Source organism: Burkholderia sp. Bp9099 (assembly GCF_003857805.1).
GTDB lineage: Bacteria > Pseudomonadota > Gammaproteobacteria > Burkholderiales > Burkholderiaceae > Burkholderia.
The window spans coordinates 1-10,046 of the sequence record NZ_QTPU01000065.1 but is presented as its reverse complement, the minus strand read 5'-3'; the positions used below and the strand labels follow the sequence as shown (position 1 = coordinate 10,046).

At 71.2% G+C, this 10,046-nt stretch carries 9 protein-coding genes and 2 pseudogenes; 7 read left to right on the top strand and 4 right to left on the bottom strand.

What is annotated here, in order from left to right:
- Positions 1-122: 122 nt before the first annotated feature.
- The 6 genes and pseudogenes from bcsE to DIE17_RS36575 form a co-directional block, all read left to right on the top strand.
- Positions 123-1,091, top strand: a pseudogene (gene bcsE / locus DIE17_RS36600) (cellulose biosynthesis protein BcsE); the annotation flags it as partial.
- The gene (locus DIE17_RS36595; protein ID WP_124489491.1) at positions 1,088-1,297 is read left to right on the top strand and encodes a hypothetical protein; all 210 of its coding nucleotides are present in this window, start codon (positions 1,088-1,090) and stop codon (positions 1,295-1,297) included. The pseudogene bcsE and the gene DIE17_RS36595, both read left to right, overlap by 4 nt.
- Entirely contained in the window at positions 1,294-2,082 is a 789-nt protein-coding gene (bcsQ, locus tag DIE17_RS36590; RefSeq protein ID WP_044846131.1) for a cellulose biosynthesis protein BcsQ, read from the top strand. Before DIE17_RS36595 ends, bcsQ begins: the two co-directional genes overlap by 4 nt.
- Positions 2,079-4,616: a UDP-forming cellulose synthase catalytic subunit gene (gene bcsA / locus DIE17_RS36585; RefSeq protein WP_124524107.1), complete on the top strand. Its 2,538-nt coding sequence runs from the start codon at positions 2,079-2,081 to the stop codon at positions 4,614-4,616. Before bcsQ ends, bcsA begins: the two co-directional genes overlap by 4 nt.
- 27 nt (positions 4,617-4,643) lie before the next feature.
- Positions 4,644-6,200 (top strand): cellulose biosynthesis protein BcsG, encoded by a 1,557-nt coding sequence (gene bcsG, locus DIE17_RS36580; protein WP_124524105.1) that lies wholly within the window; start codon positions 4,644-4,646, stop codon positions 6,198-6,200.
- Positions 6,182-6,376, top strand: coding sequence for a hypothetical protein (locus DIE17_RS36575; protein WP_124524103.1), 195 nt, complete (start codon positions 6,182-6,184; stop codon positions 6,374-6,376). Before bcsG ends, DIE17_RS36575 begins: the two co-directional genes overlap by 19 nt.
- A gap of 71 nt (positions 6,377-6,447) precedes the next feature.
- Here the strand turns inward: DIE17_RS36575 and DIE17_RS36570 are convergent, their stop codons facing one another.
- The 4 genes from DIE17_RS36570 to DIE17_RS36555 all read right to left on the bottom strand — a co-directional run bounded on the left by DIE17_RS36570 (position 6,448) and on the right by DIE17_RS36555 (position 9,686).
- Positions 6,448-7,332, bottom strand: a complete 885-nt coding sequence (locus DIE17_RS36570) for a pirin family protein (RefSeq protein WP_124524101.1) — start codon at positions 7,330-7,332, stop codon at positions 6,448-6,450.
- A gap of 24 nt (positions 7,333-7,356) precedes the next feature.
- Positions 7,357-7,749: an OsmC family protein gene (locus DIE17_RS36565; RefSeq protein ID WP_059467735.1), complete on the bottom strand. Its 393-nt coding sequence runs from the start codon at positions 7,747-7,749 to the stop codon at positions 7,357-7,359.
- A 61-nt stretch (positions 7,750-7,810) separates the two neighbouring features.
- Positions 7,811-9,391, bottom strand: coding sequence for a cation:proton antiporter (locus DIE17_RS36560; protein WP_124524099.1), 1,581 nt, complete (start codon positions 9,389-9,391; stop codon positions 7,811-7,813).
- 34 nt (positions 9,392-9,425) lie between these two features.
- Complete coding sequence (locus tag DIE17_RS36555) at positions 9,426-9,686, bottom strand: XapX domain-containing protein (protein ID WP_124524096.1); 261 nt, start codon at positions 9,684-9,686, stop codon at positions 9,426-9,428.
- A gap of 274 nt (positions 9,687-9,960) precedes the next feature.
- On the opposite strand from DIE17_RS36555, the pseudogene DIE17_RS36550 reads away from it, so the two are divergent.
- Positions 9,961-10,046 (top strand): annotated as a pseudogene (locus DIE17_RS36550) (hydrolase); the annotation flags it as partial.

The following is a 10,046-nucleotide window of genomic DNA, read 5'->3' as shown; positions in this document are numbered from 1 at the left end:
CCGCCGGGCCGCGGGCCCGCGGCCGCGGGGGGCGGCTCCCCGCCCGGCTCCGCCTCCCGCCTGTTGGCTTTTTCGCCCCCTACTGGGGGGGGGGGGGGGGGCCCCCCCCCCCCCCCCCCCCCGCGACCGCGGTGCTGGCGTTCCGCTCGCATGCGCAGCTCGAGACGCTGTGCGCGGCCGTTCACACGCTGCGCCGGCAATGCGGCGGCGCGTTGAAGATCGCCGTGGTCGAGCGCGGCGAGGTGCTGCGCCAGCAGTTCGAGATGCTGGTGCTGAGCGTCGGCGCGAACCGCGTCGTCGCGCGCGACCTGCCGGTGACGCGGATGCACGCGGCCGTGCACGCGCTGCGCGGGCAGCTCTATGCGCGGCCCGTCACGCCCGACTATCGCGCGGCGCTCGCGGCCGCGCTCGGCGATTCGGTGCTCGGCTACCTGCCGGTCGGCGCGTTCTGCCTGCGGATTCGCGCGGTGCTCGATCGCGGCGCCGTGCTCGCGCTGCCGCATACGCTCGCGAAGATCGCGCTGCTGCCCGGCGTGTCGCACGTCGATGCGCTGCGGCACTGCCGGCCGCGCCGCGCGGGCGACGTCGTGACGGCCGATGCCGGGCACCTGTACGTGTTCCTGTTCGCGTGCGAGCCGGCCGATGCCGAGGATGCGCTCGCGCGTATCTTCGACGTGCCGGTCGAGACGCTGTCCGATCGCGTCGTGTGTCTCGGGCAGGGCAGCATCGACACCGAGCTCGATGCGCTGAAGGCCGAGAACCGGCGCGCGCCGATCGCCGACTACAGCGACCTGTTCGCGACGGCGCAGCCGGCGGATGCGGCACGCGCGCCGGGCGAACGCGCGGCGGATGCCGCGGCGCGTGCCGAACCGGGCGCCGACGGCACCGTGGCCGGCGGGGCCGGCGTGGCCGCCGCGGGCGGCGCGGCCGACCGGCACGTCGATGCGCCGCCGCACGCGGTTCACGCCGACGATGCGACGCCGGCCGCCGACATGCCGGGCGATGCGCCGGCATTTCCTGCATTTCCCGTCGCGCACACGCGCGGCGCCATCCGCAGCGCGATGCCGCTGCGCAAGCCGGAGGGCGCATGATCGCCGAACTCGTCATCGGATTCATCGTCGGCATCGCGATCGCGGTGCCGGTGTGGCTCGTCGCGCAGCACCTGGGCCTCGGCCGCGGCTTTCATGCGCCGCGCGGGCTGCAGCGGCGCGACGCGGTGCCGTGCGAACTCGTGCCGGTCGCGCTGCGCGGGCGCCTGCTGCCCGATGCCGATCACGCCGGCGGGGCGGCGCCATGAAGACGATCGCCGTCACGTCGACGACCGGCGGCGCGGGCCGCACGACGCTCGCGGGCGCGCTCGCGGTGCTGCTCGCCCGTCGCGGCCGGCCGGTCGTCGCGGTCGAGTTCGACGCGCAGAACCTGATGGGCGCGACGCTCGGTCTCGACACGCTGGCCGAGCACGGGCTCGCGCACAGCCTGCTCGGTGACCCGGGTAACGCCGCGCCGTGGCACGCGCATACGTGGCGCAATGCCGACGGCGTGCTGTTCGTCCCGTACGGGCAGGTCGACGCGGCGGGCGCCGCCGCCTGCGATGCGCGGCTCGCGGCCGATCCGGCCTGGCTGTCGCGCGCGCTCGACGAGATCGCGCTGCCGCCTGACGGCGTCGTGCTGGTCGACACCGCGCGCTATCCGTCGCCGCAGGCCGAGCAGGCGATTCGCCGCGCGGACCTGACGCTCGTCGTCGTGCCGCCCGAACCGGCCGCGTGCGCGACCGTTGCCGCGCGCCTCGACGCGCTGCGGGCCGGCGGCGGCGACCTGCAGATCGTCGTGAACCGGCTGAACCCGGCGCGCGACATGCAGCGCGATGCGCTCGCGATGCTGCGCGCGGTCGCGGGACCGGCGTCGATGCTCGAGCAGCGGATTCACGTCGATGCGGCCGTGCCCGAAACGCTCGCGCGCGGCAGCTGGATCTTCGACGACGCGCCGTATTCGCAGGCATCGCACGACCTGAACGGCGTCGCGAACTGGGTCGACGCGTGGCTCGCGGCGGCCGCGGCCGGCCGCACGGGAGCGCGGCGATGAAGGCCGCGTTCGCGTCGCGCTGGCGCGCTGCGGCCCGGCGCGCGACCGACTGGTGCGCGCACGGGATCGGGCTGCCGGCCGAGCGCACGCTGCTCGACTGGCTCGTGCGGCTGTTCTTCCACGCGCCGCCGCCCGGCCGGCCCGATCCCGTGCGCCGCCGGGCACGCATCGCCTTCCTGTGGCTCGCGCAAGAGTGGGGCGTGCTGCAGCCGCTGAGCACGCGCGAATGGCTGTGGCGCGCGATCGTGCGCGCGCCGCGCGCAGCCGATGGCCGGCCCGCGCGCGATCCGCTCGCGTGGTTCGACACGTTCGTCGTGCCGGTCTACGTCGCGGCGCGCGCGCTCGGCCGGCGCCTCGACGCGTTGCTCGCGCGTCTGCCGTGGGCTCGTTGGGGCGGCTGGCTCGACGCGCGCGCGCACGGCGTCGGCCGGCACCGCTGGCTCGCGCCGCTGCTGCTGATCGCCGGCGCGCTGATGTGGGCCGCGGCCGGGATGTCGCCGCTGATGCCCGGCGCGCAGTTCGCGTTCTTCGCGATCGTCGCGGTGCTGGCGCTCGCGCTGCGCCGCCTGCCGGGCCATCTGCCGACGCTTGCGCTCGCGTCGCTCGCGCTGCTCGCCACCGTCCGCTACGTGTGGTGGCGCACGACCCAGACACTCGATTTCCGCAGCCCCGTCGAGGCGTTCGCCGGCTACCTGCTGTACGGCGCCGAAGCCTATACGTGGATGATCCTGCTGCTCGGCTTCGTCCAGACCGCGTGGCCGCTCGACCGGCCGATCGTGCCGCTGCCCGACGACCCGGACACCTGGCCGAGCGTCGACGTCTACATCCCGACCTACAACGAACCGCTGTCGGTCGTGAAGCCGACCGTCTTCGCGTCGCAGAGCATCGACTGGCCGGCGGCCAAGCTGCGCGTGTACCTGCTCGACGACGGCCGGCGCCCCGAGTTCGAGGCGTTCGGGCGCGAGGCGGGGATCGGCTACCTGACGCGCGACGACAACCGCCACGCGAAGGCCGGCAACATCAACCGCGCGCTGCCGAAGACGCACGGCGAATACATCGCGATCTTCGACTGCGATCACGTGCCGACGCGCTCGTTCCTGCAGACCTCGATGGGCGTGTTCCTGCGCGACCCGAAATGCGCGCTGGTACAGACGCCGCACCATTTCTTCTCGCCCGATCCGTTCGAGCGCAACCTCGGCACGTTCCGCGAGATCCCGAACGAGGGCAACCTGTTCTACGGGCTCGTGCAGTCGGGCAACGACCTGTGGAACGCGACGTTCTTCTGCGGGTCGTGCGCGGTGCTCAAGCGCACCGCGCTGGAGGAGGTAGGCGGCGTCGCGGTCGAGACCGTGACCGAGGACGCGCACACCGCGCTCAAGCTGCACCGCCGCGGCTACACGTCGGCTTACCTGCCGACCGTGCAGGCGGCAGGCCTCGCGACCGAGAGCCTCGCCGGCCACGTGAAGCAGCGCACGCGCTGGGCGCGTGGGATGGCGCAGATCTTCCGCATCGACAATCCGTTCCTCGGGCGCGGGCTCGGCTTCATCCAGCGGATCTGCTACGGCAACGCGATGCTGCATTTCTTCTACGGGATCCCGCGGCTCGTGTTCCTGACGATCCCGCTCGCGTACCTGTTCTTCCACCTGTACTTCATCAATGCGTCGTCGGTCGCGCTCGCGAGCTACGTGATCCCGTACCTGGTGCTCGCGAACGTCGCGAACTCGCGGATGCAGGGGCGCTATCGCCACTCGTTCTGGGCCGAGGTCTACGAATCGGTGCTCGCGTGGTACATCGCGCTGCCGACCACCGTCGCGTTCTTCAGCCCGCAGCACGGCAAGTTCAACGTGACCGACAAGGGCGGCAAGATCGACGAAGGCTACGTCGACTGGTCGACCTCGAAGCCGTACCTCGTGCTGTTCGCGCTGAACGTGCTCGCGATCGCGGCCGGCCTGTGGCGGCTCGTGGCCGACCAGGGCGACGAGGCGTCGACGATCCTGATCACGCTCGGCTGGACCGTCTACAACCTCGCGATGCTCGGCGCGGCCATGGCCGTCGCGCGCGAGACCAAGCAGGTGCGCGTCACGCACCGGATCGCGATGCGCGTGCCGGCGACGCTGCTGCTCGCCGACGGCTCGACTGCCGCATGCTTCACGAGCGACTACTCGACCGGCGGCCTCGGCCTCGAAGCGGTGCCGGGGCTGCCGCTCGCGGTCGGCGACACGCTGACGGTATGCGTGACGCGCGGCGACCGGCCGTTTCCGTTCCCGGTGCGCGTGAGCCGCGTGACGCCGACCCACGTCGGCGTGAGCTTCGAGGCGCTGACGCTCGAGCAGGAGCGCCAGCTCGTGCAGTGCACGTTCGGCCGCGCGGACGCGTGGCTCGACTGGCACGCGAGCGCGCGCGCGGACACGCCGCTGCGCGGGCTGAAGGAAGTGCTGCGCGTGGGCCTGGACGGTTACGTACGGATGTGGAAAGGTGCGGCGCGCGGCGTGCAGTCGATGTTGGCACCGAAGCTCGATCGGGCGCGCGACTGACGCGGCGCCCATCACGGAGTGGTTTAGATGACGTTCTGGAATCTGTATTTCATCCTGAAGTTCGCGCTGTTCGCGACCGGCCACCTGCAGCCGCTGTGGCTCGCGAACCTCGCGTTCGCGCTGGCGCTCGCGGCGAGCGCGCCGATCCGGGCGCGCGTGTGGCGCATCGTGCGACAGCTCGCCGCGCTCGCGATCGCGGTGCCGCTCCTTGCGCGCGAGCTGCATGCGCCGCCGCTCGCGCGCCTTGTCGATGCCGCGCGCGAGGTCAGCACGTTCCGCCTCGACTACTGGATGGAGCTGCTGCCGCGCCTGTTGCCGCCGCTGCTGGTGCTGACCGTGGCGGGCGTGCTGATCGTCTATTTCATCGTCAACCGCTGGGTGCGCGTCGCGACCTTCGTGCTCGCCGCGCTGGTCGTGATGCCGCTGTGGCAGGCCGGCAACGGGCTGATGGCGCGCGTCGTCGCGCCGCTCCCGCAGCAGCAGGCCGACGCCACGGGCGGGCGCGCCGGCCAGCCCGAGGACCACAACGCGGCGCTCGCGACGTTCCGCGCGCAGGAGTCGCAGCGGCAGGTCGCGTTCGGCCATCTCGGCAACGATCCGGCCGCGCAGTTCGACGTGATCGTGCTGCACGTGTGCTCGCTGTCGTGGGACGACCTCGATGCCGCGAAGATGCGCAATCACCCGATGCTGAGCCACTTCGACTACCTGTTCAACAACTTCAGCACGGCGGCGAGCTACAGCGGCCCGGCCGCGATCCGCGTGCTGCGCGCGAGTTGCGGGCAGGAAGCGCACGCGGACCTGTACAAGCCCGCGCCGCAGCAGTGCCACCTGTTTTCGCAACTCGCGTCCGCCGGCTACACGGTGCAGTCGCTGCTGAACCACGACGGGCACTTCGACAACTTCCTGCAGGTCGTTCACGACAACATCGGCGTGCCCGACGCGCCGATGATCTCGAACGCCGCCGCCCCGGTCGCGATGCATGCGTTCGACGGCTCGGCGATCAAGGACGACTACGGCACGCTCGCGAACTGGTACGCGCAGCGCGCGTCGGTGCCGGGCCCGGTCGCGCTGTACTACAACACGATCAGCCTGCACGACGGCAACCGCGTGGTGGGCAGCTCGCTCACCAGCATCGATTCGTATCCGCAGCGCGTGACCCGGATGATGAACGACTTCGACCGGCTCGCCGACCTGATCGCGCAGTCGGGACGGCGCGCAGTGATCGTGTTCGTGCCCGAGCACGGCGCCGCGCTGCGCGGCGACAAGAACCAGGTGGCCGGCCTGCGCGAGATCCCTACGCCGCGCGTCGTCCACGGGCCGGTCGGCGTGCGGCTCGTCGGCTTCACCGGCAATCACGGCACGACGACCGTGATCGACCAGCCGACGAGCTTCCTCGCGCTCGCGCAGCTGCTGTCGAACCTCGTGTCGAACAGCCCGTTCAAGCCGGGCGCGACGCTTGCGCAATATGCCGCCGACCTGCCGCGCACGCGGATGGTCGGCGAGAACGAAGGCACGGTGACGCTGCAGACGAGCACCGGCTATGCGGTTAAGACTCCGGACGGCGTATGGATCGACGAACAGTAAACATCGGCGATGGCGACGACGATCGCCTGTCGCAACCGAACGACGTGCTAGGCCTCGCGCGGCACCTGCCTGCGCTGGATCCGGCCCGCTACGTCGACGAGCAGGCGCGGCGCGCATTCGTCGAATCGCTCGAGCGCTGGCCCGTGCTCGCGAAGCTGATGGGATTGAGGCGGTAAACGCAAGGCGGCCGGCGTGAATGCCGGCCGCGCTGCATCGATGCGCCGACCGCTATCGGCTCACCGCGGGCTCACTGCGCGCGGCGCTCCGGCTGGCGCGTCCATTCGTTTTCCTCGCCCGGCACCTTGCCGAAGGTCTGCGCCGCCCACGCGTGGCGGGCCGCCTCGATCTTCGCGCGCTCGCTCGACACGAAATTCCATTCGATGAACCGCTCGCCCGGCAGGTGCGCGCCGCCGAGCAGCATCACGCGCGCGCCGTTCGCGCTGGCGAGCGCGACGTTCGTGCCGGGTTCGAGCACGGCCATCGTCGCGGGGGCGAGCGGCGTGCCGTCGATCGTGAGGTCGCCGTCGACGAGATACACGCCGCGCTCGTCGTGTTCCGCGTCGAGCGCGAGCTGCCCGCCCGCGGCGAATTCAGCATACGCATAGAGCGTCGGCGAGAACACCGCGACCGGCGACGTGAGCCCGAACGCGGTGCCCGCGATCACGCGCACGTGCGCGCCGTCGCGCGTGAACGACGGCAGCGTGTCGGCCGCGTGATGCACGAATGCGGGCGCGGTGTCCTCGTGCTCGACCGGCAGCGCGACCCAGGTCTGGATCCCGTGCACCGGCTGTTCATGCGGGCGGTCCTCGTCGGGCGAACGCTCCGAATGGACGATGCCGCGCCCGGCCGTCATCCAGTTCACGTCGCCGGGCACGATCTTCTGCCGGAAGCCGAGGCTGTCGTGATGCATCAGCGTGCCGTCGAACAGGTAGGTGACGGTCGCGAGGCCGATGTGCGGATGCGGCAGCACGTCGATGCCGCTGCCGGCCGGCAGCACGGCCGGCCCCATCTCGTCGAAGAAGATGAACGGGCCGACGAGGCGCGCGGCGCGCGCGGGCAGCACGCGGCGCACGACGAGGTTGCCGATGTCGCTCTCGCGCGGCGTGAGCAGGGTCTTGATCGATGCGGACATGGTGGGTCTCTCGTATCCGGTGGGTCAGGCGATTGCCGTATCGATCGTGATCGGGTGCGTGAGGATCTTGTGCACCGGGCACGCATTCGCGATCTGCAGCAGTCGCTCGCGCTGCTCGTCGGTCAGGTCGCCGTCGAGCGTGATGCGGCGCACGATCGTGCTGCCCGCGCTACCCGATTCGTGCGCGAGCTTCACGTGCACTTCGGCGAGCGGCCAGCCCTTGCGTTGCGCGTACATCTTCAGCGTGATCGCGGTGCACGCGCCGAGGCTCGACAGCAGCAGCGCGACGGGCGTCGGTGCGGTATCGCCGCCGCCGAGCGACGCCGGTTCGTCGGCGCGCCACTGATGGACGCCGTCGGTGAAATGGACCAGGTAATCGACCGAGCCGATGCTCGCTTCGACGGACAGTTCGCTCATTGCAATTCCATGTGGGGAAAGGGAAGGCGGGCCGGCCGGGGAGGGCCGGGCAGGCCGGACGTTACGGTTCGAGCAGGCGCTGCAGCCGCAGTTCCTCGAAATCCAGCTCGGATTCTATGCGGTGCAGCACCGCGTCGTCGACCCGGCCGTCGCGATGCAGCTCGAGCAGCGCATCACGCGACACGCCGACCAGCTCGAGCTCGACGCGCAGCATCCGCGCGCGCACGTCCGCCGGTTCTGCGCCGTCGCGGTGCGCGCGTTCGTTGAACGCGACGCGGCTGCGGTATTCGGTCAGCAGCCGGTCGAGCGATGCGCGTTCGAGGCTCGTGCCGCGCTGCTCGCGCGCATCGAGTTCGGCGAGCGCCGCGCCGAACGTATGGGCGCGCACGGCATGCTCGGACATCGTGTGCCGCGCGGCCGGGCGCAGCTTCAGCACGCGGATCAGCGGCGCGAGCGTGCCGCCTTGCACGACCAGCGTCGCGATGATCAGCAGGAACGTGCTGAACAGGATCAGGTCGCGCCCAGGGAAGTTGCCCGGCAGCGCGATCGCGGCCGCGAGGCTCACGACGCCGCGCATGCCGGACCAGCCGAGCACGACGGCCTCGCGCCACGACCACGGCGCATGGCCCGCGCGCGGCGCGCGCAGGCGGCCCGGCAGCCACATCGCGACGAACACCCACACGACGCGCGCGGCGATCGCGGCGGCGGTGGCCGGCAGCGCGACGCGCAGGCCGGCCATCAGCACCGCGCCTTCGTGGTTCACGCCGGCGAGGATCGCATGCAGCGCGAGGCCGATCAGGATGAACACGAGCGCGTCGAGCACGAACACGATCGCTTCCCAGGTCGCCTTCGCCTTGATCCGCATGTCGGCGCCGAACACGCGATGCTGGCGCACGCCGAGCACGAGGCCGCAGGTCACGACCGACAGCACGCCCGAACCGTGCACGGCTTCGGCGATCCCGTAGCTGCCCCACGCCATCGCGAAGGTCACGACGATCCCGAGCATCGGCTCGCGCAGGCGCTGCAGCACCCAGCACATCGCATGGCCGCACGCGAGGCCGACCGCGATGCCGATCAGCGTGAGCGAGAAGAACAGGCCGGTGGCGCTCGCGGTCGTGATCGTGACGGCGAGCGCGGCCGAGACGGCCATCTGGTACAGCAGCAGGCCCGATGCATCGTTGACGAGGCTTTCGCCTTCGAGCACCGCGACGAGCCGCGCGGGCAGCGGATGGCGCTGCAGGATCGCCTTCGCGGCGACCGCGTCGGGCGGCGACACGATCGCGCCGAGCGTGAAGCACGCGGCCCACGGCAGCGCCGGATTGGCCGCATGCACGGCGAGCGCGACCGCAACCGTCGTGAACACCACCGCGCCGAGCGCGAGCGACGCGATCGACGCGAGCTCGTGGCGGAATTCCTTCCACGCCGTATAGAAGCCGCTCGACATCAGCAGCGGCGGCAGCACGGCCACGAGCAGCAGCGCCGGATCCATGTCGGGCGTGCGCTTGCCTGCGATGGCCACCACGCAGCCGCCGAGCAGCAGCACGACGGCCGGCGGGATCGACACGCGCTCCGCGAGCCAGGTGAGCGCGCCCGCGCCGCAGATCAACAGCAGCAGGTAGTGGAACAGCTCGACGTTGGTCATGCGCGACGCGTGCGGCTATTGCGGAGCGTGCGCGTCACGACGGCTTGCGTTCGTTCGCGCTGCCGCCCGGCAGCGCGCCGAACATGTGCTGGCTGCACTTCGCGTCGCGCCATGCGGTGTTCAGCCGGTGGCCCGCGAGCATGCGCCGCGCGACGGGCAGGATCTGTTCGCCGGCCAGCATGCCGAGCAGGCCGACGAGCGCGATGACCGGCGGCGCGGGCGAGTTCACGCCGAGCGCGCCGTAGATGACACCGGCGAGGATGCCGGCGAGCAGCGAGAAGACGTACGGTTTCATGGTGGAGCGTCCGGTGATGGGCGAGCGGCACCGAAACGGCGCCGTCAAGGTTTTGAAAGCGTAGCGGGTTTGCGTGAAGAAAAAAAGAGCGGGCCGCTTCCAACGGGCGCCGTTTCCGGAATCGCATCGATTCCGTTTCTTGGGTGGTCGCGCCGGGCGTTTGCGGCTTAAATAATGCGAGCCGGATGACGATCCGGCGCGATGTGCCGCCGGCTCCTCCCGTTTTCACGGTCGAGGCGGGCCCTCTCTTTTCGTTCACAGGACGCCATGCGCCATGAGCAATCCGAAGCTTGAAGTACTCACTCCGCACAACAGCCAGCTGATCTTCATCGACCAGCAGCCGCAGATGGCGTTCGGCGT

Coding starts and splice junctions, on each gene's coding strand:
- DIE17_RS36595 (WP_124489491.1), top strand. CDS start 1,088: ATGATCGCCGAACTCGTCATCGGATTCATCGTCGGCATCGCGATCGCG.
- bcsQ (WP_044846131.1), top strand. CDS start 1,294: ATGAAGACGATCGCCGTCACGTCGACGACCGGCGGCGCGGGCCGCACG.
- bcsA (WP_124524107.1), top strand. CDS start 2,079: ATGAAGGCCGCGTTCGCGTCGCGCTGGCGCGCTGCGGCCCGGCGCGCG.
- bcsG (WP_124524105.1), top strand. CDS start 4,644: ATGACGTTCTGGAATCTGTATTTCATCCTGAAGTTCGCGCTGTTCGCG.
- DIE17_RS36575 (WP_124524103.1), top strand. CDS start 6,182: ATGGATCGACGAACAGTAAACATCGGCGATGGCGACGACGATCGCCTG.
- DIE17_RS36570 (WP_124524101.1), bottom strand. CDS start 7,332: ATGTCCGCATCGATCAAGACCCTGCTCACGCCGCGCGAGAGCGACATC.
- DIE17_RS36565 (WP_059467735.1), bottom strand. CDS start 7,749: ATGAGCGAACTGTCCGTCGAAGCGAGCATCGGCTCGGTCGATTACCTG.
- DIE17_RS36560 (WP_124524099.1), bottom strand. CDS start 9,391: ATGACCAACGTCGAGCTGTTCCACTACCTGCTGCTGTTGATCTGCGGC.
- DIE17_RS36555 (WP_124524096.1), bottom strand. CDS start 9,686: ATGAAACCGTACGTCTTCTCGCTGCTCGCCGGCATCCTCGCCGGTGTC.